Consider the following 24,765-nt stretch of genomic DNA (forward strand, 5'->3'; position numbering starts at 1 on the left):
ACCCGGTCGGGTACCAACGGGTTTATCCTCGGAGCAGAATAAATGTCTCACGATGGAGTAGAACATGGCTCGCATTCTGCAACGCAGCCTGACGACCGCGATCTTGTCCTTATCGCTCGTAATGACGCTCTGTCCCGGCTCAGCAGCCGAAGCGAGCACTGGGAGAGCGGCTTCAAGTACGCAGGTAAATTCAGCCACGATGGCCGGTGGCACCACAGCATCTAGTTCCCCTGCCGCAGACGACGACTTCACCCCTCGAACTGTCGAGCCTCGCTATGATTCGGTGCCCGGGGAAATTTCTGCGCCGGAGGACGAAATCGCGCCTCCGATAGTTGGCTCAAAGCCAGAGCAAGAGAGCCCGGACAGTTCGGAGAGTCCGACCGCCACGGCAACCCCTGTGTACCAATGCGACAACTATGGTCAGTTGCCTCGTTACAACTCCGTGGCAACGAATGCAGCCGACTATTACAACTGGAACATCTTCCCAAACACCAAGGTCGGTGATGGGCGGGGAAACATCAATTGGAAGTTAGATCCCTACGCTGATTTGGGCTGGACGCTATGGTTCAGTTCCCTGCGATGGATCGGCCCCAGCATTGAGGCCGCCCGCAAAGGTGATGGCACGGCCTTCATCAAAGCCGAAACGATCATCAAAGACTGGATCAGGGATCACCCAGTGAGCTGGCTGAGCGACCTGGATGACATTGAAGCGAATACGCATCGGCTCAACGTGTTGATTTGTTTCCGCGAAGTAGTGATGCTTCGCAACGGAGGCATCTTTCCCTCCAGCTACCAGTGGTTGCTTGACTCCCTGAATCTTCATGCCAAACACAACATTGCACGCTGGTCAGGCGCCCACAATCATGGAACATCCGAAAACAAGGCGCTGCTGGGTCTTGGCTGTCTCATCAACCGCAAGGACTACCAAGAAATCGCGGTGTCTCGAGTGGAAGAGGCATACCCGTATCAAGTGGATTCGCAAGGGCTGAGCAACGAAGCTTCGCCGATGTACGCAGACTTCAACTATCGACTTTTCCGGCAGGTTCGAGACCTCATGACTCGCTGCGGATGGACCTCGACTCTGGTCAACAGCCGTTTGGGGCTGATGGGAGACGCGATAGGTCACATGGTCAACGGCACGGGAAAGTTCTTCCAATATGGGGACACCGAAGTGTCCAAGCCCTTGTCACCAGGCACGCCAGGAATGCTGTGGGCAGCAACCAACGGCCTACATGGCAGCCACTCGACGCCCCGCATTCGGATTTTCAAAGCTGGCCCTGTGTTTGGTCGGTCGTCATGGGGTACTCGAGAAACAGGGTTTGCCAATGAAGTCGCCTGGATGCTTCGTGGCGGCACCGGAAAAGAAAAGAAGGCCCATCGCGGGGATCTTCTCCAGTTACTCTTCACCGCACGTGGCCGAGACATCGTCATTGATGCCGGACATCCAGGAATCGTCGGTGCGCCCTGGGAGCCGTGGGGTAGGGGAACGCTGGCCCATAACACCATCAACATCCCCACCCTCGATATGACCATTGGTGGCACCGCTAGCGTGACGAGATACAGCTTCCCGACCAACGGCAAGGGCGACTACCTGGAAATGACACAGAGCTTCGGGGCGAAAGGAAACCGCACCCGAGGCATCCTCATGATGAAGGGACCCGATGCTGCGGTGGTTCTGGACCGAACGGTCATTGTGGACTCGACCAAACGCCACACCATTCAGACGCAGTGGGCGGTGCCTGCGGACCAGACAACGACCGTTCCGGGACGGTCCGTGGCTCGCTCAGCTGCCCCCTCCAACACGCTGACCACATTTGTCCACATTCCCTTCTGGGGAGTTCAAGAGGTGCAGCGTGGAGAAACCCAGCTCTATCGCGGCGTCGTGGGGACTACGCCACGTGGCCACTGGTACCCCCTTCAACAACAACGGCAACCAACGGACCAACTGGTCTTTAGTCGGTTTGGAAATCGTGTGGGCACCATCTCCGTGATTGTCCCGGCGCGAAAGACCGCCGGAGTGGGAGTTACACGAAGCAAATATCCGGACGGAGCCACCAAACTGGTGATCCGCATCGGCACAGATGTCATCGAAGTGCGGATTACAGCAGGTGGTTACATGAGCCAAGTGCGCTAGTCAGAGCTAAATTATGCGGAATTGCAAGGGGATTCAAGGCAGCCGGAAACAAGGCTGAAATATTTCCGGAACCTGCTTTTTACGTGCAGCCCCTCCTTCGTCACATCGCGGTAACAAGCAAAGGAACTTGCTGAAACAAACCTGCCGGAATCTTGAAGTACGTAAAACACGTACCTCAAAAGAAAGGCGAGGCGATGGAACTAACTGCCACCCACATATGGATGATGGTGAGTGCGGCGTTGGTGTTCCTGATGACACCGGCGCTCGCGTTCTTCTACGGCGGCATGACGCGCGCAAAGAGCGTGCTGAACATGATGATGATGAGCTTCATCTCTCTCGCAATTGTGGGCGTCGTGTGGGTCCTCTGGGGCAACTCGATGGCCGGTGGCGGAAGCAGCATCGGCGGACTGGTCGGCTCTCCTTTTGAGCAGTTCGGACTCAGCGGCCAGATCGGCACCGAGGACTTGATCTCCATCGGATACGGCTCCACCTTCGCGATCATCACGGTCGCCCTGATTTCCGGTGCTGTTGCAGACCGTATGTCTTTCGGCGCTTGGAGCCTGTTTGTCCCTGTTTGGGTCACGTTCGTCTACGCACCCATTGCCTTCTGGGTTTGGGGTGGTGGACTTCTCAGTGCAGAAGGCGCAATCGGCTCATGGGCTGGCGAAGCAATTGACTTCGCTGGTGGCACTGTGGTTCACATCAACGCTGGTGTTGCCGGCTTGGTCTTGGCACTCATGGTTGGCAAGCGTTACGGCTTTGGCCGCGACCCAGGACTGCGTCCGCACAACATCCCATTTGTCATGCTTGGCGCTGCTCTTCTCTGGTTCGGTTGGTTTGGTTTCAACGGCGGCGCTGCAGGCACCGCTGAGCAGGCTGGCCTGATCTGGATCAACACGCTTGTTGCACCTTGTGCTGCGGTCATCGGCTGGGTACTCACCGAAAAGATCCGTGACGGCCACCCAACGTCCTTGGGCGCTGCTTCGGGTGTTGTTGCAGGCCTCGTAGCTATCACCCCAGCGTGTGCTGACGTTTCCCCACTCGGTGCAATCGCACTCGGTGTAGTCTCCGGTGTAGCTTCGGCACTCGCAGTTGGACTCAAGTACAAGCTCGGATACGACGACTCGCTCGACGTCGTTGGCGTTCACTTGGTTTCCGGCATCATCGGCACGCTGGCCTTGGGCTTCTTGGCTCTGCCAAACGAGGAATCCGCTGGCGGCCTGTTCTACGGCGGCGGCTTCGGACAGCTCATCGCTCAGACAGTTGCCGTGATCATTGCCGTTGCTTACACCGCGGTTGCTACCTGGATCATCGCACTGATCATCCAGAAGATCGTTGGACTGCGCGTCACCCATGAAGCAGAAACCAATGGCATCGACTTCCACGAACACGCGGAGACGGCCTACGAATTCGGCGGCTTGGGCACCACGGGTCAGTTTGTCCCACACCCAGCCACTTCCGGTCACCTGAACACCCGCTTGACCAACCGCTCGGAAGGAGCCTCGGCATGAAACTTGTGACAGCAATTGTCCGCCCAGACAAACTCAACGAGATCCGCAACGCTCTGGAATCCTACGGCGTGCAAGGTCTGACGGTCTCTGCAGCAAATGGCTACGGACGCCAGCGCGGACACACGGAGGTTTACCGCGGTGCTGAATACACCGTGGACCTGCTTCCAAAGGCCCGCTTGGAGATCTTGGTTTCCAACGAATGGGTAGATGACATCGTGGATGTCATCATCGCCACCGCAAACACGGGCCGAGCCGGCGACGGCAAGGTCTGGGTCACCACCGTTGACGAAGTCGTTCGAGTTCGCACCGGAGAACGCGCAGAAGCCGCGATCTAAAGCACCAAACAAAACTGAATAACAGTCAGCACTTGTGGCCAGAACGATTCACAACGTTCTGGCCACAGTTGCGTCTACCCCTATGCATTGCACTAAAAGAGGCGGACAATTCGACGTAAGCCTTCTTCGGTGACGCAAGCTGCGTCGTCGTACTCATTCAGGAGACCAGAATGTCCGCAACGTCGCAACAATCTCATCCTCAGTCTTCTTGGTGGCGCAAAATGCGCACCTCGCTTGCCGCGCTCAGCGCGACGGCACTATTGGGTGTCATTCCGGCAGCGCCCCCGGCTCAAGCCGCTGATATGTACGGTCATGACATTTCATGGCCACAGTGCACGGCTGCGGAGGGAGGCTACGCATTGCCGATGCCGCCGGAAAGCACCCAGTTCGTGATTATTGGGCTGACCTTCGGTCTGGCCTACACGGAAAACCCGTGTGTTTCGCGACTGAATTCGTGGGCTAAGGATCGCGGAAAGCCCACGCAAGCCTACGGAATGGCGACCTACCCAACGGCAGCGCAACTGAGCACCTATGGAGCGGCTGGACCTTGGAAGGGAACCGGGCTGCAGGCGCGATTGGCGAACGCCGGATACGCACAAGCCAAGCAAGCCATCGGCACACTCGCCAAAATTGGCTGGAAGCCGTCCACGGTGTGGATCGACGTGGAACCACGACCCAAGCAACCGTGGCCCGCGGGAACAACGCCAGCGACTGCGGCCAACAACCGCGCTGTGGTTGAGGGCTATATGCGCGCTCTGCGGGACAACAACTTCGCCTACGGCTTCTACTCGTACACCAACGGTTGGAAAGAAATCGTGAGTACGTGGCGAGTGCCAGCTGTGCCCGTCTGGGCGACCGCGGGAACCTTGGATTACCCGAACGAAGCGTTGGATCGGTGCACGCAGCCCAGCTTCTCGGGCGGCAAGGTCTTGATTTCGCAGTGGTACAACACCACTCAGGATTTCGACCGCACGTGCCCCGGCTATGCCTTCACCACGCCAACGAACGTCCGGAACACCGAGCTGTTCATGGAGAAGGACTTCGATTCCACCAAGACCAATGACATCATCGCTCGAACTCCGGCCACGGGGGAGCTGTGGCGGTATCCCGGCACCGGAACCGGCAGCGTCACTGCCCGTGTCAAAGTCGGCACCGGATGGAACGGCATGGGACTCGTGACGTCAGCCGGCGACTTCAATGGAGACGGCATCCCTGACGTCATTGCCCGCGCCAATGCCAGCGGCGAACTCTTCATGTATCCCGGCAACGGAAGCGGCGGCTGGAAGCCACGGGTCAAGATTGGGACGGGGTGGAGCGCCATTAACCTCTTGAGCGGCGGCGCTGATCTGACCGGCGACGGCAACATTGATATTGTCGCCCGACACTCCCAAGGCCAGTTGTACGTCTACCCGGGCAATGGCAAGGGTGGCTTCGGCACACGAATACTGGCCGGAACCGGATGGGGCGGCATGAAGGACATCGTGTCGACGGGAGATTTCTCCGGTGACGGAAGAGCGGACATTGTCGCTATTCGTAAGTCTGACGGACTGATGTTCCGCTACAACGGAGTTGGCAATGGCAAACTCGCGTCCGGCGTGCAGATCGGCAGCGGATGGTCCACCATGACGGAGCTCTTCTCGCCTGGCGACTTCAACGGAGATCGACGCGCGGATCTGCTGGCACGCCGCTCTACCGGCGAGTTGTATTTCTACCCAGGAAATGGAACTGGGAGCGTCGGCGCCCGAACACTCGTCAGCACCGGTTGGAATATCACCAACGTGCTGGACTAGTCAGCACTAACGCTCCCAGTGAAATCGGCAGAGCAGCCTACTTAGGCCGACGCGCCTTTCGTGAGCGGCTTCGTGGTGCCGGTCAAGCTGGCTTCCTCATAGGTCACCCAGTCCGTGGGGCCCTCGGAGCCGGCCGGGTATTCCTCGAGAGGAACCTCGTTGGCCTCCCACGCGGCAAGGACGGGCTCCACAATGCGCCAGCATTCCTCGGCGGCATCCGCGCGCACGGACAACGTCGGCTCACCCGAAAGCACGCCGAGCAGGACTTCACCGTAGGGCAGCATGCCCGCCTGATTGAGCTTCGCCGAAAGCGTCATGCGGTCTAAATGGAACGGATCGCCGGGGCCGTTGACGTCGATTTCGAGCGCGAGCGTGTCCGGACCGAATCCGATGCGCAGCTTGGTAGGGAAGTCACAGCCTGTGAAGCCGGTAGGTAAGTGGCTCACGGGCTTGAACGTGACAATTGCTTCCTTGCGAACCCGTTCCATGGCTTTGCCAGAACGAAGCACAAACGGCACGCGGTTCCAGCGCGCATTGTTGATGTTGAACGTCACTTCGGCCAGGGTCTCCGTATTCCGCGCAGGATCAACGCCCTCTTCTTCGGCGTATCCCACGATGCTGCGGTCAAGAGACGTCCCGGCGCTGTAGCGAGCACGGCGCGTGTTTTCCGCCGACGGTCCCGCGATCTTCGTGGCGCGCAGGACTTCCGAAATCTTGTCGCGGAGATCTCGCTCACCGAGCGTGGCCGGCGGGTCGATGGCAATCAGTGCCATGATTTGCAGCAGGTGCGACTGGATCATGTCCCGCAGGGCACCGGCTTTGTCGTAGTACCCGGCACGTCCCTCGAGCGCGAGTTCCTCGTCATAGATCAGATGAACCGATTCCACATGGTCTGCGGTCATGAGCGGCTCCAAGAAGCGGTTCGCGAAACGCAGACCCAAAATATTGAGGACCGTTGATTTGCCGAGGAAGTGATCCACTCGGTGAATATTTTGCTCTGGAACCAAACGCGTGAGCTTCTGGTTCAGGGCCTTGGCGGCCTCAAGATTAGAGCCGAACGGCTTTTCCAACACCAGCACGGTGCCCTCGGGAAGATCCTCCGGGGCGGCGGCCACGAGCGCCTTTTCCGTCACGGCTGGGGGAAGCGCGAAGAACACGGCTACGGGCCCGGGCACGGAAGAAACGAGCTTGCCTAATTCTCCGGGGGCGGTCACGTCCGCAGTCTCGTACGACGCCGCAGCTTGGGTCTCGCTGAGAACCTTGTGTCCGGCGCTACGTGCGACATCAGACGCGGTGGCTGCGAGGCTTTCGGCGAACGCTTTCGCAACGCGTGTCGAGAACTCTTCGGCAGAAACATCCGGGGTTCCCACTCCTTTGACATGGAGCTGATCGACTTTGCCCGTGGCCAGAAGGCTCGCCAGACCAGGCAAGAGGAGGCGCTGGGTGAGGTCACCAGAGGCGCCGAGAATCAGCAAAGATTTGATCGTTGTGTCGCTGTTTTGAGTGCTCACATGGATACTCTGCCACGCATGGCCCAAGGAATTGGTAACCTAGAATGCTGAGTCCTATTGCGGCGCCGTCATTTGTTCGGAAAGCTCTTGCCGCACACCGAGAACAACAAGGAAGCACAATTCACTGTGTTTAACTCTCTGTCTGACCGCTTGACTGCGACGTTCAAGAACCTTCGTGGCAAGGGTCGTCTCACCGAAGCCGATGTCGACGGCACCGTCCGCGAGATTCGTCGTGCCTTGCTCGACGCTGACGTCGCCGTGCCCGTGGTCCGTGAATTCACGGCCGCCGTCAAGGAACGTGCGCTGGGTGCAGATGTCAGCCAGGCCTTGAACCCGGGCCAGCAGGTCGTCAAGATCGTCAACGAAGAACTCGTGACGATCCTCGGTGGCGAGACCCGCCGCATCACCATGGCCAAGTACGGCCCCACCGTGATCATGCTCGCTGGTCTGCAGGGTGCCGGTAAGACCACCCTCGCGGGCAAGCTCGCGAAGCACTTCAAGTCTCAAGGTCACACTCCGCTCTTGGTGGCGTGTGACTTGCAGCGTCCAAACGCTGTGAAGCAGTTGCAGATCAACGGTGAGCGCGCTGGCGTTCCCGTCTACGCGCCGCACCCTGGCGTGTCCTCCGAATTTGAAGAAGCTACGGGCGATCCCGTAGTCGTTGCCCGCAATGGTGTTTCCGAGGCTCGTCAGAAGCAGTTCGACATTGTCATCGTTGACACCGCCGGCCGCCTTGGCGTTGACGCGGAGCTCATGAAGCAGGCGCGCGATATTCGCGAAGCCATCAATCCTCAAGAAGTTTTCTTCGTCATTGACGCCATGATTGGTCAGGACGCCGTCAACACGGCGCTCGCGTTCCAAGAGGGCGTTGACTTCACGGGTGTTGTCCTCTCCAAGCTCGACGGCGACGCTCGCGGTGGAGCGGCATTGTCCGTGGCTTCCGTGACTGGCAAGCCAGTCATGTTCGCGTCCACCGGTGAGAACCTGGATGACTTCGAGGTCTTCCACCCGGACCGTATGGCTAGCCGCATCCTGGACATGGGTGACATCCTCACGCTCATCGAGCAAGCGGAGCGCTCGTGGGACAAGGGCGAAGCCGAGCGCATGGCCCAGAAGTTCGTTGATCAAGAGGACTTCACTCTCGATGACTTCTTGGCTCAAATGCAGCAGATCAAGAAGATGGGCTCGCTCAAGAAGATGCTCGGCATGATGCCGGGTGCAGCGATTTCCCGTCAACAGCTTGAGCAGTTTGATGATCGTCAGATGGACCGCATCGAAGCGATGATCCGCTCCATGACGCCTCACGAACGTGTTGCCCCGAAGATCATCAACGGTTCCCGCCGTGCGCGTATCGCCAAGGGTTCAGGCGTCTCCGTTTCTGAGTTGAACCAGATGCTGGTGCGTTTCGGTGAAGCTCAGAAGATGATGAAGAAGCTCGCTCAGGGTGGCGGCATGCCGGGCATGCCAGGCGGCCGTCGTCCGGCTAAGGGCACCAGCAACAACAAGAAGAAGCAGAAGTTTGGTAACCCGGCAAAGGCTGCACAGGCGGCGCAAGAGGCAGCCAACCGCAAGGCGCAAGCGCCAACTGGTGCCGCCTTCGGTCAGGGCATTCCTAAGGACTTCGATCCATCCAGCATGAACCTGCCTAAGGGCTTCGATAAGTTCCTCGGTAAGTAAGCCAGTGAGGTATTCCACACACTCGCCGCAAATCGATGTGGCGAGTGTGCACGGAAGCGTGACTTTTCTGGCATAATAGACAGGTACTCGATGACACCGGCCCCTCTCTCCGTGTGATCATCTTGTCCTCAGAACCCCCAAGTATGGCCCGCCCCACGGGAGCAGAACGGCTGGTTCGGCAATTTTTACAGAAACAGGAGTGACCACAACCGTGGCCGTAAAGATCCGTTTGAAGCGCTTCGGCAAGATGCGCGCACCGTACTACCGCATTGTCGTCATGGATTCTCGCGTAAAGCGCGATGGCCGTGCGATCGAAGAAATCGGCAAGTACCACCCAACTGAAGAGCCTTCGTTCATCGAGGTCAACTCTGAGCGTGCTCAGTACTGGCTCGGCGTTGGCGCTCAGCCAACCGAGCAGGTTGCTGCGATCCTCAAGATCACCGGTGACTGGCAGAAGTTCAAGGGCATCGAAGGCCAGGAAGGCACCTTGAAGACCAAGGTTGCTAAGGAAGCTTTCGTTGCACCTGAAAAGGGCTCCGTCATCATCCCAGAAGCAATCACCAAGAAGGCTGACAAGGCTGAGGAAGCTTCTGCTGAAGAAGCACCCGCAGCTGAAGAAGCTCCAGCTGAAGAAGCTACCGAGGCTAACTAATGTTGGCTGACGCTCTCGATCACTTGGTTCGGGGCATCGTAGATGCTCCAGATGATGTAGACGTTCGAGTCCGTAACGGACGCCGCGGTGAGACCCTTGAGGTTCGCGTGCATCCTGAGGATTTGGGTCGCGTCATTGGCCGCCAGGGCCGCACCGCACGTGCATTGCGCACCGTGATGGGCGCGCTTGATGGTGGTCGCGGCGTTCGTGTTGATGTTGTCGACACGGATCGTCGTTCGAACTAGCGAAAGCGATCGACAGCGCAAGAGAGCTTCTCTCAAGTAACGTAGACGGCGGTTTGGTACCTCGAAAAGGTGACCTGACCGCCGTCGTACTTTAAACAGCCAACCCTTAACCGCAAGGAAGAAAAATGCGCGTTCGCGTTGCCAGAATCGGCAAGCCCCACGGAATCCGCGGCGAAGTCACTGTGGAAGTCATGACGGATGATCCTGCCGCACGCTTTGCTCCCGGCTCCGTCCTCGAGGCGGAAAAGGGACCTCACGATCGTTTGACGGTTGAGGGTGCCCGCTGGAACAAGGAAATTCTGGTGGTGGCGTTTGAGGAGATTCTGGACCGCAACGCGGCAGAAGCTGCTCGCGGCACCGTGTTGTTCTTCGATGGCGACCTGTCTGACGACGACTCCGAGGGCTACTACGAACACGAGCTCGTTGATCTGCCCGTCCTCATTGGCGAGGAAAAAGTTGGCGTGGTAACTGGTCTTCGCACCGGCGCTGCCCAGGATCTGCTGGTGGTCAAGGATAACGAGGGCGAAGAAGTCTACGTTCCGTTCGTTGAGCAGATTGTTCCTGAAGTGGATCTTGAAGGCGGCTTTGTTCGCTTGACCCCGCCAGATGGATTGTTCACCGTCAACAAGGGCCAGACTGAGCCTGACGACGGCCTCGAGGAGCGCTAATGCGCATTGACGCTGTCACTATTTTCCCGGAGATCTTCAACGTTCTCGACGTGTCTTTGCTCGGCAAGGCGCGCGAATCAGGGCTGATCGATTTCACCGCCCACAACTTGCGCGACTTCACCTCCGACGCACACCGCACTGTGGATGATTCACCGTACGGCGGCGGCGCCGGCATGGTCATGATGGCTGAGCCGTGGGCGCTGGCGCTGGAAAGCATCCGTTCCTCCGCTGCTACCGAAAGCACAGAGGACGACGACGCCGCCCCGGCTCCCGTACTCATCATTCCGACGCCGTCTGGTCACGTTTTCAACCAGAAGCTTGCGCGCGCTTTGGCGCCTGAAGAGCACTTGGTCTTTGCGTGTGGACGCTACGAAGGTATTGACGAGCGCGTTTACGAGTGGGCGGCTCCGCGGTTCCGCGTCCTGCCCGTCAGCTTGGGCGATTACGTGCTCAACGGGGGAGAGGTGGCCGTGTTGGCGATGATTGAAGCCATCGGCCGTCTCATCCCAGGAGTCGTGGGGAACCCAGAGTCTCTAGTGGAGGAATCCCACGAGGATGGACTGCTGGAATACCCCGTCTACACGAAGCCATCCACATGGCGCGAGCTCGAGGTTCCTGAGGTGTTGCTTTCGGGCAATCACGGGAAGATTGCACGCTTCCGCCGCGAGACTCAACTGCACCGCACGGCCAAGCGTCGCCCCGAGCTTATTCTGGACATCGATCCTGCCAGCACCAACCGCAAGGACCGTGATTTGCTGTGGCACGCAGGGTTCATGATTGAGGACGGTCGGTTCGTTCCGAAACCGGAAAGTATGGCAGAATAGACAGCTGTGCTTAGCACGTCGTTTTCTGCCGCAAGGGAAGACGGTTCACCTGCTAAGACGCTAGAAGATCATTCGATCAACTAGAAATCTCACTTCGGTTCGGCCGCATCCACTTTTGTGGACAGCGCTATTGCTGCAGCTCCTCGGAGCCGGCTTGGAACCGCGATGACGATGGTTGACTTGCGGCGGCCTCGTAGGAGTAGCAACTATGCATATTCTTGACTCTTTGGACGCAGCAAGCCTGCGCAACGACGTCCCAGACTTCCGTGCCGGTGACACCGTCAAGGTTCACGTCAACATCATCGAAGGCAAGAACACCCGTGTTCAGGTGTTCCAGGGCTTCGTGTTGGGTCGTCAGGGTGGCGGCGTTCGCGAAACGTTCACCGTTCGTAAGGTTTCCTTCGGCGTTGGCGTTGAGCGTACCTTCCCAGTTCACTCCCCAGTGATTGAGAAGATCGAGCTTGTGACCCGCGGCGATGTTCGTCGTGCCAAGCTCTACTACATGCGCGATCGCCACGGTAAGGCTGCTCGTATCCGCGAGAAGCGTGACTTCGGCCCTTCCGCCAAGTAAGGAACGCTGTAGTTTATGGCAGAGCAGGTTTCTGCCGCTCCGAGGCGCCGCTCTCAGTTTCGAGGGTGGCGCCTCGCCATTTTCTTACTCGCCTTCGCGGCGATTATCGCGATCATCATCCGTGCGACCGTCATGGATTTCGTGTACGTCAGTTCGGGTTCCATGGAGCCAACGCTTCAGATCGATGACCGCGTCTCCGTCAACCGGCTAGCGTACAAGAGCGAACCCATTCAGCGCGGCGACATCATTGTTTTTGATGGCCGCGGCTCCATGCTTTCCTACGGCACCTCGAACTTGGTGCTCGACGCTATTCGTGCCGTGCGCTTGGCCGGGGATGACACGCTCTTCGTAAAGCGCGTGATTGGTACCTCCGGCGATCACGTTTCATGCTGCACCGCAGATGGGCGCGTGAGCGTCGACGATCAGCCACTCGACGAGCCTTACCTTTTCCCTGGCAACGCGCCCAGCGAACAGAAGTTCGACGTGGTGGTGCCGGAGGGTCGTGTGTGGGTCATGGGCGATCACCGCGAGATTTCTGAAGACTCCCGGGCGCTTTTGGGACGTCCGGGTGGCGGCATGATTGACGTGACTCGGGTCCTGGGGCGCGTTGACCGCATCATCCTCCCGTGGGATCGGGCTCGGGACGTGAACCAGTAATGGCAAGTGAAATCGTTGCCGAGCACAATCACGAGGCGCGGCGTTCCCGTGGTTTCCTCGGCGCGCTGCGCGAGCTCGCTCTCATCCTCGTGGTGGCGCTGCTGTTGTCCTTCCTGGTGAAGACCTTCGTTTTCCGCACGTTCTTCATTCCGAGCGAATCGATGGAACCGACCCTCCAGGTGAGCGATCACGTTGCTGTCGGGATTCTAGGATTCTCGCCGGAACAGCTTTCGCGAGGCGACGTCGTCGTCTTCCGGGACGATCGCCAATGGCTTCCGCAGCTGCCATCCCAGCCTCACACCCCGCTCACATCCGCACTGCAATTCGTGGGTCTCGCGCCGGAGAATGCTGACCAATATCTCGTCAAGCGGGTTATAGGGCTGCCGGGCGACACGGTCAGTTGCGACGGTGATGGCGGACCCGTTCTCATCAACGGGCAACCCGTCGAGGAACCCTATTTGGAAGCAGGAGTATTGCCATCCACTATGGCCTTCGAGGTGACCGTTCCGGAGCATGAGCTGTGGGTGATGGGGGATAACCGGACTGACTCGGCAGATTCGCGATTCCACCGCGCTGAGAACGGCGGTTTCATTGACGATTCTTCTGTGGTGGGACGCGCGCAGGTCATCTTCTGGCCAATAGACCGTTGGGGTGCACCCTCATGACCGGTGCAGCGAAGCCGTCCTTGCGCGTTGAACGCGCGTGGGGGCGTGAAGGTGTAGATCTTGTCATCGGCTGCGATGAAGTGGGGCGTGGCGCCATCGCTGGTCCCGTTAGCGTCGGCATGGTGGCCGTCAAACCGCTAGCCGCGAAGTCTTTTCCGGGTATTCGCGATAGCAAACTCATGACGCGTTCCGCACGCGAACACATGTATGACATTGCCGCTTCGTGGGGCCTCGCTTCCGCAACGGGTAGCGCCACTGCCGCCGAAGTCGACGAACTCGGCATCATGGAAGCGCTTCGCCTCGCAGGCCTACGTGCGCTTACTGGTCTCTCCGAGAACCCCGAGTTCACTGAGCTAGTACTCAGTTCTCGCGTGCGGATTTTGCTGGATGGCAGCTTCAATTGGCTGACTCCCGGCCCACGCCAGGCGTCACTTTTTGACTTAGATTTCTCCGAGGACGACGACGATGCCGAGCGTCCCGATGCCGTCTTGCGGGAGCGGGGAATCATGCTTGAGGATTTGGAAGTGACCGTCCGGCCCAAGGCGGACCGTGATTGCACCTCAGTGGCCGTGGCTAGCGTCATTGCAAAAGTGGAACGAGACGCCTTCATGCGCGAGCTTGCTGTGGCTCATCCGGAGTATGGTTGGGACTCCAACGTTGGATACGGTAGTGGAGCGCACTATGCGGGGATTGAAAGCTCCGGAGTGACGCCCTATCACCGCGTTTCATGGCTCAAAAACGTGGCAACAGTGCAAAAGGAGGACTCATGAGTGCGGAAGATCTCGAGAATTACGAGACCGACATGGAGCTACAGCTCTACCGCGAGTACAAAGATGTGGTCAATCTTTTCACGTACGTCGTCGAGACGGAGCGCCGCTTCTATCTCGCGAACTCGGTTGATTTACAGGCTCGCTCAGCAGACGGCGAAGTCTATTTTGATGTCACGTTGAACGATGCGTGGGTTTGGGACGTGTACCGCACCGCTCGGTTCGTGAAGAACGTCCGCGTCATCACGTTCAAGGATGTGAACGTCGAAGAGATCGCGAAGTCTGACGAGCTGACCATGCCGCGGGACGGAAGTCTCGGCAACTAGTTTTTTTGACTTGATTTTCACCCACAAGGGGTCGTTGTTTAGATACAACGGCCCCTTGTGCACATGTGAGCGCTATTGCTGCGGTGGGTGTGCCGGAGTGCTGAATCCTGAATGCAGACAACTGCAGGAGGGCACATGGCACACAATCAACGCCTTGGCGCGCACGGCGAAGAGCTCGTCACCGAGCTGATCGAATCGCGCGGAATGCGCGTTTTAGATCGAAACTGGCGGTGCTCCGCTGGTGAACTCGACATCGTCGCGGAGCAGGACGGCGTAGTGGTCGCCGTAGAAGTGAAAACCCGCAATGGGGTGGGGTACGGGCACCCTGCGACCTCCGTTGGCAGAGTGAAGCTTGGCAGGCTGTATCGACTCGTGACCCTATGGTGCTTGGAGCACGAGAGGGAGCGCTCACGCCGCCGGATAGATGTTGCCGCCGTGACTCTTCGTCCGGCAGCGGATCCTGTGGTTGATTACTACGCGGGCGTGACCATATGAAGCTCGGCAGAAGTTTGTCCGTGGCGCTGGTGGGGCTCAACGGATATGTCATTGAGATTCAGGCGGATATCGGCGGGGGATTACCAGCGTTTGTTCTTTTGGGACTGCCTGATGCGTCGCTGACCGAGAGCCGCGACCGGGTGCGCTCAGCAGCGAGAAATATCGGGCTGCCACTGAGCCCTCGGCGTCTCACCGTGAATCTCATGCCGGCGGGTCTGCCCAAACGTGGAACTGCATATGATCTCCCCATTCTTTTGAGTGCGTTGATGGCTGACGGAACGGTTCACGTTCCACCGGATGTCGTGTTTCTCGGGGAGCTGACCCTCGACGGTTTCTTACGCCCCGTGCCTGGTGTGTTGCCCGCCGTCGTGGCTGCGCGTAAGGCAGGTGCTCGGCACTTCGTGGTGCCCACCGAAAATCTTGTGGAAGCCCAGCTAGCGGTAGACGTCGAGGTTCGTGCTTTCAGCCATGTGAGTGAGCTGCTGGTGATGCTCGGTGTCGACGAGAAGACCCTGACCTTTCCTGTCCGCCGAACCCAAGACTTGCTCTCACAACGCGTAGAGCCAGCCAATGGTTCGTCAGTCGAGGCCGTGCAACCTGACCTGGGAGATGTTCTTGGACAGGCACATGCGAAGTTTGCGCTGCAGGTAGCCGCAGCTGGTGCTCATCACTTGCTCATGGTGGGTGCTCCCGGCTCTGGGAAGACGATGCTGGCCGAAAGACTGCCTTCGATCTTGCCCGATCTAGACCATCCTGCATCCCTCGAAACAACATCCATCCACTCCTTGTCAATGGGTGGGCAGCCATTGCCGGGTCTGATTACCCGGCCACCCTTTGTGAATCCTCATCACTCGGCAAGCATGGCGGCGATGGTCGGTGGCGGCTCCGGGATTCCTAAACCAGGTGCCATCTCTCGGGCTCACAGGGGCGTGCTGTTTCTTGATGAGGCACCCGAGTTTCAAGCGCGAACCTTGGACGCGCTGCGTCAGCCCTTAGAGCAAGGGAAGCTGACCATCCACCGAGCCACTGGCGCGGCGGAGTATCCCGCACGATTCCAGCTGGTGCTCGCGGCGAATCCGTGTCCGTGCGGCCTGTACTCAGGCTCTGGCAAAGACTGCACGTGCCGCCCAGATGCGAGACGCCGCTACTTTTCACGGCTGTCCGGACCGTTGCTGGACCGCATTGACCTACGCGTTGACGTTCAACCCCAATCCATCGCTCAACAAAAGGTGGCCGCTAAGTCATCGTCAAAAATCACGTCGAGCCAGATCCGAGAACGTGTGAAATTCGCTCGCGACGCTCAGGCTGAGCGATGGGCTCCCTTCCAAATATCCACCAATTCGGAAGTTCCTGGAAGCTTCCTTCGCGGAGCATTCGGACTTGCGCCCAAAGCACGGAGCTCCCTGGATCAAGCGGCAGACCGTGGGTTGATCACGGGCCGTGGATACGATCGCGTGCTGCGCATCGCCTGGACCTTGAGCGATCTTGATGGCACGGAACGACCGGATCCTGACCATGTTCAACAAGCACTCTCACTTCGACAAGGAATGACGGCATGAATCCATCTCTATCGACCAACGTTCAAGAGCACCTATCCGCGAGACCACAACCGTCCGCTACTTCGATCGCGGCCGCTGGGCTGTCGCGGATGATCGAACCAGGTGACGTCATTGGTAAAGCACTGGTTGAAGTATCAGGGATGGTGGACGCCTACGCGTTCATCACGCATTCAACGCAACCAATCTCTGGATCCTTGTTACAGTCCATGTCAGAGCTGCTGGAAGCCTGGGGTCACCGTAAGGGGATTAAGTTGCTGCGCGAAGCAACAGAAAGGTGGCGGACCCGCACCAATCATGAGGCTGTCCTGCAGTCTTTGCGCTACATGGAGCAACTCGGGGGAGGGCTGCTCACTCCGGATGAACCGTTGTGGCCGCAACAGCTCTCAGACCTAGAGTTCAATGCACCTTTCTGTTTGTGGTGGCGCGGTAGCAAGCCGCCGCTGCTTTGGCCGTCGGCGGAACGAATGGTCAGTCTCGTGGGTTCGCGTGATGCAACGTCCTATGGAAACTCGGTAGCAGTGGAACTCGGAAGCGGTCTTGCACAGGCCGACGTCACCGTTGTCTCAGGTGGTGCATACGGTATCGACGCTATGGCGCATCGAGGAGCGCTCACGGCTGAGGATCCGGAAGCAGCGACATTTCCCACCATTGCCGTTATGGCGGGCGGTCTGGATAGGTATTATCCGGCTGGCAACACTGATCTGATGGACGAGATCCGCACCTGTGGTGTGCTCATCTCAGAGACTCCGCCCGGAACAGCACCTACGCGGTGGCGCTTCTTGCAGCGTAACCGGTTGATTGCTGCTCTGACCGCGGCGACGGTGGTCATCGAAGCGAGGTGGCGCTCGGGAGCGCTGTCCACTGCTCATCACGCGCTGCTATTGGGAAGGGGCCTCGGCGCTGTTCCAGGACCCGTCACATCAGCAAGTTCTCAAGGGTGCCTCAAACTGCTCAAAGATGGAGCAGAGCTGATACGCGACGCTCAAGACATCCGACTGTTGATGAATGACAGCGATGGTTATGCGCCTCAGGAAACGGACCAGTCCTTCATGAAATCAGAGCCACGAGCGCACGATCAACTCAGCGTGAATGACCTCATGCTGATGGATGCCTTGCCGATCCGCGGGTGGTCAACAGTGGATCACCTTAGCGAAGTGGCTGGACTCAATATTGGAGGCGTCCTGAGCGGTCTGGCTCGATTGCAGATTCAAGGGTTGGCCGTCACCCGAGAAGGAAGCTGGCAAAAGGCGAAGTGATCGCCTGAGTGTTGGGAATTCACCTCCCGCACTGACCTGCCCAAGATGGCTAGAGTGAAACGGTGAGAGAAAATGCAGAGTCGTGGCTCGTGGGATTCGAGAGGTTTCTATCGCTCGAACGCAACGTGAGTGCCAATACTGCCCGAGCATACTTGGGCGACGTCAAGCACTTTCAGTCATTCCTGCAGACTCATGACCGTGGTGCCTTCACCACTGTTTCGCTGACAGATCTTCGCGGTTGGCTCGCCGTGCAACAGACGTCCGGAGTTTCTCGGACCACGCTGGCACGCCGTCAATCATCGATTCGTAGATTCTTTGGGTGGGCCAAGCGCGAAGGATTCATCGAGCTCGATCCGTCCCTGCGGCTGCAGTCTCCCAAACTGGACAAGAAGCTGCCGCCGGTCCTCCGTGCAGATCAAATGACGCGCCTCATCAACGATCAAGAGCAGGCTCAACCGCGGACTCAGAAGCTCGCAAAGGAAGGCCAAAAGCCGACACCACGAGCGCTGAACGCCGTGGACCATTCGCCTGCAGAGCAGCAAGCGCCCTCTGAAACGGATCGGGCGGTGGCGCTTCGCGACCAGGCGATGATCGAACTGCTGTATGCCACTGGTATCCGTGTGGGTGAACTCGTGGGAATCGACATTGATGATGTGGATTTAGAACGCTGCGTCGTCAAAGTCACTGGCAAAGGCAACAAACAGCGGACCGTACCGTTCGGTCTTCCAGCCCGTGATGCGATCGGAGACTGGTTGGCCCGTGGTCGTCAATTCTTGATATCTGAGCGTAACTCTGAATCGTCGGACCGATTCGCACTGTTCTTAGGCAAGCGCGGCAAGCGAGTGAATCAGCGGCAAGTTCGTGAGGTCGTTTCGCGTCGACTCGAGCATCTCGGCGACACTTCAGCACGTGGTCCACACGTGCTCCGACACACCGCGGCAACGCATCTATTGGACGGCGGCGCGGATTTGCGTGCTGTTCAGGAGCTTCTTGGTCACAGCTCTTTGGCAACCACGCAGCTCTATACTCACGTTTCCATTGATCGATTGCGACAAAGCTTTTCTCAGGCGCATCCGCGCGCTTAGTCATACCTCGAGGAACCAACTTAGCCTATAGCGCATTGAGAATGCTCAATGTGAATTCAAAGTTGGTGATTTTTCTCATCTTCAGGCAGAATGATTACTAGTTCATTCTGATTCCATCCCAGAACAGTGGTCGTAGGGGAAGACGCACCACCGGTTCACAGGAGGAAACATGAGTGATGTCAAAACAAGGGGAGTGCTGTTTATCCACTCGGCCCCTACTGCGTTGTGCCCTCATATCGAATGGGCCATCGGTTCTATTACCGAGCAACGCACCCATCTCACGTGGACTCCACAACCTGCTGAACCTGGATCTTTCCGTGCCGAAATTGGCTGGACTGGACCGCAGGGCACTGGTGCTGTTCTCGCTTCTACCCTTCGCGGCTGGGCTCAGCTTCGTTATGAAGTGACCGAAGAGCCAAGCGCTGGCGTTGATGGTAGCCGCTGGTCACACACGCCTGAACTCGGCATTTTCCATGGCACCACGGACGCTGCCGGCAACATCATGGTGAGCGAAGATCGCATCCGCTACGCCTATGAGTCTGGCGCAGGTCAGCCTGCCGTCGTTTACCAAGAGCTGTCGTTGGCTCTCGGTGAAGCATGGGATGAAGAACTCGAACCATTCCGCCACGCTGCAGACGGTGCTCCTGTTCGCTGGTTGCACCGCGTCGGCTAGTCGATTCCTTACCCATCTGCTGAACGAGTAGGAACAAATATCCCGGTTTCTATTCGACTAGGTTTGTGAACCCCTAGTTGGATAGTCCACTAGTTCTACGGGTGCGCGGAAGCGCAAGAGGAAGACTCGGAGAACAAAAAGCGGAGGGCCTGTCCTCACCATCAAGGTGAAGGCAGGCCCTCCGGCTATGTAAGTGCTACTACTTCTGTGCGTAGCTACGAATCGCTACCACCGCGTTGTGGCCACCGAAGCCAAACGAGTTGTTGAGAGCAACGATCTCGCCTTCAGGAAGCTCGGTTGGACCCGTGACAACCTTCAAAGGGATATCTGGATCCTGGTTCTCCAAGTTGATGGTGACAGGAGCCTTGCGGTGGTAAATCGCCAAAGCGGTCAGCACGGATTCCACAGCACCGGAAGCACCAAGAAGGTGACCCATCTGGGACTTGGTGGCGGACACCCACACGTTATCAAGGTGGTCACCCAAGGCAGCCTTGAGGGCCGTGTACTCGGGACGGTCGCCTACTGGAGTGGACGTTGCGTGTGCGTTCACATGAACAACGTCGGTTGGCACGATTCCGCCATCTTCCATAGCGCCCTTGAGTGCACGGGTGGCTCCCAACCCCTCTGGGTCTGGAGCGGTGATGTGGTAACCATCAGAGGTCACAGCAGCACCAGCAAGTTCTGCGTAAATACGTGCGCCACGTGCAAGAGCGTGCTCTTCTGATTCGAGAACCAGTGCGCCTGCGCCTTCACCCATGACGAAACCATCGCGGTCCGTATCGTACGGACGGGATGCACGCTCTGGCTCATCATTGCGCTTCGAGAGTGCCTTCATTGCTGCAAAGGAAGCCATTGGCATCGGGTGGATCGCGGCTTCAGCGCCGCCCACCATCACTACGTCGGCTTTGCCGGAGCGAATCAATTCAAGTCCTTGCGCCGTGGCTTCGGTGCCAGATGCGCAAGCGGAAACTGGGGTCTGTGCGGAGCCGCGGGCTCCCAAATCAAGGCTGACGGCTGCTGCAGGGCCGTTTGGCATCAGCATCGGGACGGTCATCGGCATGACGCGACGAGGGCCGCTTTCACGCAGGGTGTCCCAGCCGTCAAGAAGCGTCCAGACGCCACCAATACCGGTCGCGAAAGAAACGGAGAAGCGATCGTGATCGATCTTCTCGGTGTCGATGCCGGAGTCTTTCCAGGCTTCACGTGCGGCAATCACGGCGTACTGAGTGGACGGATCCATGCGCTTCATTTCGACGCGCGAAAGGTAGTCGCTTGCTGGCGAAGAAGTCTTCGCGGCAATGCTTACGGGAAGATCGTATTTCTCCACCCATTCATCGGTCAGCTTGCGGACACCAGACGTGCCCTTCAGCGCGTTTTCCCACGTGGTGGGAGCGTCACTTCCAATGGGCGTGAAAGCCCCGAGGCCGGTAATGACCACCTTGCGTGTCATGGATTGTTCTCCGTTGTCTGGAATCTGGCTCGAGCTAGGGGTCGAGATGTGGGAGTGACGAGTGCGGTGCGGAGATAGACGAAGCTAGAGCCCCGCACCACACGCGTCTGGTGGGCGGTCGAAGGCCCGGTATGAGGGGAGGATGCCTTAGGCGTCCTGTGCCTTTGCGATGAAGTCAACTGCATCGCCGACGGTCTTGAGGTTCTTGACCTCTTCATCGGGAATCTTCACGTCGAACTTGTCTTCAGCATTGACGACGATGGTCATCATCGAGATGGAGTCGATGTCGAGGTCATCGGTGAAGGACTTGTCGAGCTGAACATCGGAGGTCTCGAGACCCGTTTCTTCGTTGACGATCTCAGCGAGGCCGGCCAAGATTTCTTCGTTGCTTGCCATGTGTGTTCCTTTTCTTGGGCCGGTTTCCCGGCGGTCTTGCGCCGAGGTCCGGCACGGATCCATTCGCGGTTGCGACATGGACGGTCATTTAGCGGTTTTCACCAAGCGTTATGGGAGAACCACTACTTGAGCGCCGAACACGAGTCCAGCGCCGAAGCCAATTTGCAGTGCGAGCTTTCCGGAAAGCTCAGGGTGTTCCTTCAAGACTCGGTGCATCGCGAGCGGAATCGATGCGGCGGAGGTGTTGCCGGACTCTGCGATATCGCGAGCCACAACTACCGTCTCAGGGATCTTGAGCTGCTTCACCATCTCATCAATGATGCGCATGTTTGCCTGGTGCGGAATGAAGGCGGCCAAGTCAGCGGACGTAATGCCTGCTTCTTCCAAGGCCTTCTTCGCCATCTTGGCCATTTCCCATACAGCCCAGCGGAAGACCGTCGGTCCGTCCTGGCGAAGCGTCGGCCACAACTTTTCGGTGCCTTCGGCCGCGATGGCCTTCTCACCAGGGTTTGCTTCGGCTTCGAGGGCGATAGCACGCAAGTCAATCATGGAATGGGTCATGCTGATGGTGTCCCACTTGGTTCCATCGGAACCCCACACGGACGGTGAGATTCCAGCGAAATCAGACTTACCAACGACGACGGCGCCTGCGCCATCGCCCAGCAAGAAGGAGATGGAACGTTCCGTGTTGTCAATGAAGTCAGAAAGCTTCTCTACGCCCACCACCAGGACATAGTCCGCCATGCCGGAACGAACCAAAGAGTCGGCCTGAGCAACGCCGTAGCAGTAGCCAGCGCAAGCTGCAGAGATGTCAAAGGCAGGAGCTGGGCTTGCACCCAAACGGCCAGCGAGTGCTGCAGCGGCAGAAGGCGTAGCGAAGGGGAACGTGACGGTTGAGACGATGACAGCGCCGAGCTGAGACGCTTCGATGCCAGCCTTCTCGAGAGCTTCGCGAGCTGCGCCTTCAGCCATGTCCAGGACCGAAGTCTCTGCATCGGCGCGCATGCGGGTGATGATGCCGGTACGTTGACGGATCCACTCATCAGATGAATCGATAGCTTCAACCAAGTCGTCATTCGGCACGAGGTTCGACGGGCGGAAAGCACCGACGGACAGAATGCGCGAATATTCGTTGGCTTTTAGCTGCTTGAGAGTAGCGGTCACTCTAGGCTTCTTTCTCTTGGTGTGCGGTGTGTTCCGCAGCAAAGGCCTCAGCGGCCTCCAAATCTTCTGGGCTCTTGAGCGCCATGGAAGCGACGCCCTTCATGCCGCGCTTGGCGAGGCCAACAAGCGTGCCTGCCGGTGGGAGTTCGATGATGCCGGTGACGCCCTGTTCCAGCATGGTGTTCATGCACGAGTCCCAACGAACGGGACGGGACACCTGGGCCACCAACGACTCGAGGTTCGCGGCACCGCCGGCAACGGCCTTGCCGTTGAAATTGCTCAACAGCGTGGCGGCAGGATCGGCAGGGGAGAGCGACTTCGAAAGTTCTTCAAGAACGCTCACGGCCGGCTGCATGTGGGAAGTGTGGAATGCGCCGGCAACCTTGAGCGGGATCACGCGAGCACGAGCAGGAGGCTCTTCGGTGAGGCGAGCAAGCTGCTCCAGCGTTCCTGCAGCAACCAACTGACCGCCACCATTGGCGTTTGCTGGCGTCAGGCCAAGGGATTCGAGGTGTGCACGGACTTCGGCGTCGTCTCCGCCAAGAACAGCGCTCATCCCTGTAGGCGTCACGGCAGCGGCAGCAGCCATGGCGTTGGCACGTTCGCGGACAAAAGTCACGGCGTCAGCTTCAGACAGCGCTCCGGCGATGGCGGAAGCAGTGATCTCGCCAACGCTGTGTCCTGCGACGATCGCGGACTTCACGATGTCCGAGTCTCCGCCAAAAAGGGCACGAGCTGCGGCCAAGCCAGCAGCGACGATCAGCGGCTGCGCGACGGCGGTGTCCTTGATGGTCTCTTCGTCAGCTTCGGTTCCGAGCTGAATCAGATCGCGGCCCACGACGTCTGAGAGTGCTTCGAGGTGTTCTCTAACGCCGGGGACCTCCAACCATGGCTGAAGAAAACCGGGAACCTGGGACCCCTGTCCGGGGCAAACAATCGCGAGCACCATTTCACCTTCTCAAATTTTGAGCTTGAAGGCGTGCTTTTCGGGCACCAAGCTCGTAAATACAGTTTGTAGCTTACCTACAATTTCGCAGTTTTCCCGATACGGGCGTTCTCATTGTTGCGGAAGCGCTAAACGACCCGCCGTGAGCGCGCAATGAAGCACAAATGCGTCGCGAGGAATGAGTGGATCCCAGCTCGTGATGTCCAGCACGCGCTTGAGTCGGTAACGGACCGTATTGGTGTGAATGAACAATTCACGAGAAGCCGCTTCGAGCGAATGGCCCAGTTCGATGTAGGCGGCGAGCGTCTCAATGAGTCCATTGCCGGCGGCTTGCAGCGGCTGATACACGGCCTCCACCAATGCTGTTCGAGCGCTAGCATCACCATTCATGAGGCGTTCTGGCCATAAATCCGTAGAAGAGACAGGACGCGGAGCTTCGGGCCAACCGTGAGCGGCGGCAAGCGCAGCCAGTGCTCCCTGTGCGGACTTGGTGGCATCCTGCAATGTCTGAGCGATGGTGGAATGTACCACTGGTCCCGGGCCAAAGTAAGTGGCGAGACGGACGTAAGCTGCGGCGTCGTTCACTCCGCCCAAAAGTAGAATCAGGCGGTCGCCTTGAATACCAACGAGGCAATCTCTCGCGTATCGCGCGGCGGCCCGGCGCACGTCATTGACGAAGCCGGCCCCGGGATTTTCTGGCGTGTCGCCGATCATCACCACGATGTCAGATTGAGATTTCCACCCAATGGCAGAGATGCGTGAACGCAAAGAATCGGGATCCTCGCCGCGCATGATGGCGTCCACCACGAGGGCCTCGAGACGCGAATCCCAGGCACCGCGAGACTCGGCGGCACGCGCGTAAACATCGGCCGTGGCAAAGGCGACCTCGCGCGAATAGATCAGCACGGACTCGCGTAAAACGGACTGCTCGGCCTGAGGAGCCAAGTGCGGAACCTGGCTCTCCACCACGTCAACGATCGCGCGAATGAGCTGAAGAGCCATCTGGAGACTGATCGAGCGAGTGAGCTCGCTCGGGGCGGCGCCGAAGACGTCGTTGACCACCCACTGAGGCGCGCTGGGGGACTCGAGCCAAGAAACGTAACTCGAAATACCCTGCTGGGCTACAAGTCCCAAGGCAGATCGTTCTTCCGGACGTAGACCGCGATACCACGGCAGCGACTGGTCCATCTGGCGCAAGGCAACGGTGGAAAGCTGCCCCAAGTTTGCTCGCAAGCGTGCAAGCGTCTCTTTGCTGGCAGTCGGGGCGGACGTCGCGACGGGGTTCGGCCTGTCAGTGGATCGAGTGGGAGGCCGCGTGGAAGTCATACTTCACAAGGATACGGATGTGAATCGCGGATCCAAATTTGTGGGAAGTCTACAAAGAAGAGGGCGGAACCACTGTTCGTGA

At 58.5% G+C, this 24,765-nt stretch carries 25 protein-coding genes; 19 read left to right on the plus strand and 6 right to left on the minus strand.

Features of this window, described 5'->3' with window-relative positions; all coding sequences use genetic code 11:
- The first annotated feature begins 64 nt into the window (after positions 1 to 64).
- The 4 genes from BKA12_RS03145 (at position 65) to BKA12_RS03160 (ending at position 5,770) form a co-directional block, all read left to right on the plus strand.
- Entirely contained in the window at positions 65 to 2,134 is a 2,070-nt protein-coding gene (locus BKA12_RS03145; protein ID WP_183640579.1) for a heparinase II/III domain-containing protein, read from the plus strand.
- 194 nt (positions 2,135 to 2,328) lie between these two features.
- The gene (locus BKA12_RS03150; protein WP_183640581.1) at positions 2,329 to 3,645 is read left to right on the plus strand and encodes an ammonium transporter; all 1,317 of its coding nucleotides are present in this window, start codon (positions 2,329 to 2,331) and stop codon (positions 3,643 to 3,645) included.
- Complete coding sequence (locus BKA12_RS03155; protein WP_183640583.1) at positions 3,642 to 3,980, plus strand: P-II family nitrogen regulator; 339 nt, start codon at positions 3,642 to 3,644, stop codon at positions 3,978 to 3,980. The genes BKA12_RS03150 and BKA12_RS03155 overlap by 4 nt, the downstream gene beginning before the upstream one ends.
- Positions 3,981 to 4,150: 170 nt before the next feature.
- Positions 4,151 to 5,770, plus strand: coding sequence for an FG-GAP-like repeat-containing protein (locus BKA12_RS03160; protein WP_183640585.1), 1,620 nt, complete (start codon positions 4,151 to 4,153; stop codon positions 5,768 to 5,770).
- Positions 5,771 to 5,811: 41 nt separating this feature from the next.
- On the opposite strand, the gene BKA12_RS03165 is transcribed toward BKA12_RS03160, so the two are convergent.
- The gene (locus tag BKA12_RS03165) at positions 5,812 to 7,281 is read right to left on the minus strand and encodes a glucose-6-phosphate dehydrogenase (protein ID WP_338087412.1); all 1,470 of its coding nucleotides are present in this window, start codon (positions 7,279 to 7,281) and stop codon (positions 5,812 to 5,814) included.
- Positions 7,282 to 7,407: 126 nt separating this feature from the next.
- Here BKA12_RS03165 and ffh point away from each other — a divergent pair, with 126 nt between their 5' ends.
- The 15 genes from ffh to BKA12_RS03240 all read left to right on the plus strand — a co-directional run bounded on the left by ffh (position 7,408) and on the right by BKA12_RS03240 (position 19,401).
- Entirely contained in the window at positions 7,408 to 8,958 is a 1,551-nt protein-coding gene (ffh, locus tag BKA12_RS03170) for a signal recognition particle protein (RefSeq protein WP_183640586.1), read from the plus strand.
- 211 nt (positions 8,959 to 9,169) lie between these two features.
- A complete protein-coding gene (rpsP, locus tag BKA12_RS03175; RefSeq protein WP_183644484.1) occupies positions 9,170 to 9,610 on the plus strand; it encodes a 30S ribosomal protein S16 in 441 nt (146 codons plus the stop codon).
- Entirely contained in the window at positions 9,610 to 9,855 is a 246-nt protein-coding gene (locus tag BKA12_RS03180) for an RNA-binding protein (protein ID WP_183640588.1), read from the plus strand. Before rpsP ends, BKA12_RS03180 begins: the two co-directional genes overlap by 1 nt.
- A gap of 125 nt (positions 9,856 to 9,980) precedes the next feature.
- Positions 9,981 to 10,523 carry a ribosome maturation factor RimM gene (gene rimM, locus BKA12_RS03185; RefSeq protein ID WP_183640590.1) on the plus strand — a complete coding sequence of 181 codons (543 nt, stop codon included), beginning with the start codon at positions 9,981 to 9,983 and terminating at the stop codon, positions 10,521 to 10,523.
- Positions 10,523 to 11,347: a tRNA (guanosine(37)-N1)-methyltransferase TrmD gene (gene trmD, locus BKA12_RS03190; RefSeq protein ID WP_183640592.1), complete on the plus strand. Its 825-nt coding sequence runs from the start codon at positions 10,523 to 10,525 to the stop codon at positions 11,345 to 11,347. The genes rimM and trmD overlap by 1 nt, the downstream gene beginning before the upstream one ends.
- 208 nt (positions 11,348 to 11,555) lie before the next feature.
- Entirely contained in the window at positions 11,556 to 11,918 is a 363-nt protein-coding gene (gene rplS / locus BKA12_RS03195; RefSeq protein WP_183640594.1) for a 50S ribosomal protein L19, read from the plus strand.
- 15 nt (positions 11,919 to 11,933) lie between these two features.
- Positions 11,934 to 12,575: a signal peptidase I gene (gene lepB, locus BKA12_RS03200; RefSeq protein ID WP_183640596.1), complete on the plus strand. Its 642-nt coding sequence runs from the start codon at positions 11,934 to 11,936 to the stop codon at positions 12,573 to 12,575.
- On the plus strand, positions 12,575 to 13,240 hold the full coding sequence (gene lepB / locus BKA12_RS03205) for a signal peptidase I (RefSeq protein WP_183640598.1): 666 nt from the start codon (positions 12,575 to 12,577) through the stop codon (positions 13,238 to 13,240). The genes lepB (BKA12_RS03200) and lepB (BKA12_RS03205) overlap by 1 nt, the downstream gene beginning before the upstream one ends.
- Positions 13,237 to 14,010: a ribonuclease HII gene (locus tag BKA12_RS03210; protein WP_183640600.1), complete on the plus strand. Its 774-nt coding sequence runs from the start codon at positions 13,237 to 13,239 to the stop codon at positions 14,008 to 14,010. Before lepB (BKA12_RS03205) ends, BKA12_RS03210 begins: the two co-directional genes overlap by 4 nt.
- Positions 14,007 to 14,333, plus strand: a complete 327-nt coding sequence (locus BKA12_RS03215; protein ID WP_183640602.1) for a DUF2469 domain-containing protein — start codon at positions 14,007 to 14,009, stop codon at positions 14,331 to 14,333. Before BKA12_RS03210 ends, BKA12_RS03215 begins: the two co-directional genes overlap by 4 nt.
- A 135-nt stretch (positions 14,334 to 14,468) precedes the next feature.
- Positions 14,469 to 14,828, plus strand: coding sequence for a YraN family protein (locus BKA12_RS03220; protein WP_183640604.1), 360 nt, complete (start codon positions 14,469 to 14,471; stop codon positions 14,826 to 14,828).
- Positions 14,825 to 16,387 (plus strand): YifB family Mg chelatase-like AAA ATPase, encoded by a 1,563-nt coding sequence (locus BKA12_RS03225; protein WP_183640606.1) that lies wholly within the window; start codon positions 14,825 to 14,827, stop codon positions 16,385 to 16,387. Before BKA12_RS03220 ends, BKA12_RS03225 begins: the two co-directional genes overlap by 4 nt.
- A complete protein-coding gene (dprA, locus tag BKA12_RS03230; RefSeq protein ID WP_183640607.1) occupies positions 16,384 to 17,643 on the plus strand; it encodes a DNA-processing protein DprA in 1,260 nt (419 codons plus the stop codon). The genes BKA12_RS03225 and dprA overlap by 4 nt, the downstream gene beginning before the upstream one ends.
- 62 nt (positions 17,644 to 17,705) lie before the next feature.
- Positions 17,706 to 18,728 carry a tyrosine recombinase gene (locus BKA12_RS03235; RefSeq protein WP_183640609.1) on the plus strand — a complete coding sequence of 341 codons (1,023 nt, stop codon included), beginning with the start codon at positions 17,706 to 17,708 and terminating at the stop codon, positions 18,726 to 18,728.
- A gap of 169 nt (positions 18,729 to 18,897) precedes the next feature.
- On the plus strand, positions 18,898 to 19,401 hold the full coding sequence (locus BKA12_RS03240) for a DUF3145 domain-containing protein (protein WP_183640610.1): 504 nt from the start codon (positions 18,898 to 18,900) through the stop codon (positions 19,399 to 19,401).
- 199 nt (positions 19,402 to 19,600) lie between these two features.
- Here the strand turns inward: BKA12_RS03240 and fabF are convergent, their stop codons facing one another.
- The 5 genes from fabF to BKA12_RS03265 form a co-directional block, all read right to left on the minus strand.
- Positions 19,601 to 20,851 carry a beta-ketoacyl-ACP synthase II gene (fabF, locus tag BKA12_RS03245; protein ID WP_183640612.1) on the minus strand — a complete coding sequence of 417 codons (1,251 nt, stop codon included), beginning with the start codon at positions 20,849 to 20,851 and terminating at the stop codon, positions 19,601 to 19,603.
- A 147-nt stretch (positions 20,852 to 20,998) separates the two neighbouring features.
- Complete coding sequence (locus BKA12_RS03250; protein WP_183640614.1) at positions 20,999 to 21,247, minus strand: acyl carrier protein; 249 nt, start codon at positions 21,245 to 21,247, stop codon at positions 20,999 to 21,001.
- Positions 21,248 to 21,355: 108 nt separating this feature from the next.
- A complete protein-coding gene (locus BKA12_RS03255; protein WP_183640615.1) occupies positions 21,356 to 22,411 on the minus strand; it encodes a beta-ketoacyl-ACP synthase III in 1,056 nt (351 codons plus the stop codon).
- Between the two features lies 1 nt (position 22,412).
- Positions 22,413 to 23,357, minus strand: coding sequence for an acyltransferase domain-containing protein (locus BKA12_RS03260; protein WP_183644487.1), 945 nt, complete (start codon positions 23,355 to 23,357; stop codon positions 22,413 to 22,415).
- A 111-nt stretch (positions 23,358 to 23,468) separates the two neighbouring features.
- Complete coding sequence (locus tag BKA12_RS03265) at positions 23,469 to 24,683, minus strand: PucR family transcriptional regulator (RefSeq protein WP_183640617.1); 1,215 nt, start codon at positions 24,681 to 24,683, stop codon at positions 23,469 to 23,471.
- Between the last annotated feature and the right edge of the window lie 82 nt (positions 24,684 to 24,765).

This window comes from Neomicrococcus lactis (assembly GCF_014200305.1).
GTDB lineage: Bacteria > Actinomycetota > Actinomycetes > Actinomycetales > Micrococcaceae > Neomicrococcus > Neomicrococcus lactis.

What these genes read in the sequence shown, in the direction of transcription:
- BKA12_RS03145 (WP_183640579.1), top strand. Translation starts at nt 65, where the DNA reads ATGGCTCGCATTCTGCAACGCAGCCTGACGACCGCGATCTTGTCCTTA.
- BKA12_RS03150 (WP_183640581.1), top strand. Translation starts at nt 2,329, where the DNA reads ATGGAACTAACTGCCACCCACATATGGATGATGGTGAGTGCGGCGTTG.
- BKA12_RS03155 (WP_183640583.1), top strand. Translation starts at nt 3,642, where the DNA reads ATGAAACTTGTGACAGCAATTGTCCGCCCAGACAAACTCAACGAGATC.
- BKA12_RS03160 (WP_183640585.1), top strand. Translation starts at nt 4,151, where the DNA reads ATGTCCGCAACGTCGCAACAATCTCATCCTCAGTCTTCTTGGTGGCGC.
- BKA12_RS03180 (WP_183640588.1), top strand. Translation starts at nt 9,610, where the DNA reads ATGTTGGCTGACGCTCTCGATCACTTGGTTCGGGGCATCGTAGATGCT.
- rimM (WP_183640590.1), top strand. Translation starts at nt 9,981, where the DNA reads ATGCGCGTTCGCGTTGCCAGAATCGGCAAGCCCCACGGAATCCGCGGC.
- trmD (WP_183640592.1), top strand. Translation starts at nt 10,523, where the DNA reads ATGCGCATTGACGCTGTCACTATTTTCCCGGAGATCTTCAACGTTCTC.
- rplS (WP_183640594.1), top strand. Translation starts at nt 11,556, where the DNA reads ATGCATATTCTTGACTCTTTGGACGCAGCAAGCCTGCGCAACGACGTC.
- lepB (WP_183640596.1), top strand. Translation starts at nt 11,934, where the DNA reads ATGGCAGAGCAGGTTTCTGCCGCTCCGAGGCGCCGCTCTCAGTTTCGA.
- lepB (WP_183640598.1), top strand. Translation starts at nt 12,575, where the DNA reads ATGGCAAGTGAAATCGTTGCCGAGCACAATCACGAGGCGCGGCGTTCC.
- BKA12_RS03210 (WP_183640600.1), top strand. Translation starts at nt 13,237, where the DNA reads ATGACCGGTGCAGCGAAGCCGTCCTTGCGCGTTGAACGCGCGTGGGGG.
- BKA12_RS03215 (WP_183640602.1), top strand. Translation starts at nt 14,007, where the DNA reads ATGAGTGCGGAAGATCTCGAGAATTACGAGACCGACATGGAGCTACAG.
- BKA12_RS03220 (WP_183640604.1), top strand. Translation starts at nt 14,469, where the DNA reads ATGGCACACAATCAACGCCTTGGCGCGCACGGCGAAGAGCTCGTCACC.
- BKA12_RS03225 (WP_183640606.1), top strand. Translation starts at nt 14,825, where the DNA reads ATGAAGCTCGGCAGAAGTTTGTCCGTGGCGCTGGTGGGGCTCAACGGA.
- dprA (WP_183640607.1), top strand. Translation starts at nt 16,384, where the DNA reads ATGAATCCATCTCTATCGACCAACGTTCAAGAGCACCTATCCGCGAGA.
- BKA12_RS03240 (WP_183640610.1), top strand. Translation starts at nt 18,898, where the DNA reads ATGAGTGATGTCAAAACAAGGGGAGTGCTGTTTATCCACTCGGCCCCT.
- fabF (WP_183640612.1), bottom strand. Translation starts at nt 20,851, where the DNA reads ATGACACGCAAGGTGGTCATTACCGGCCTCGGGGCTTTCACGCCCATT.
- BKA12_RS03250 (WP_183640614.1), bottom strand. Translation starts at nt 21,247, where the DNA reads ATGGCAAGCAACGAAGAAATCTTGGCCGGCCTCGCTGAGATCGTCAAC.
- BKA12_RS03265 (WP_183640617.1), bottom strand. Translation starts at nt 24,683, where the DNA reads ATGACTTCCACGCGGCCTCCCACTCGATCCACTGACAGGCCGAACCCC.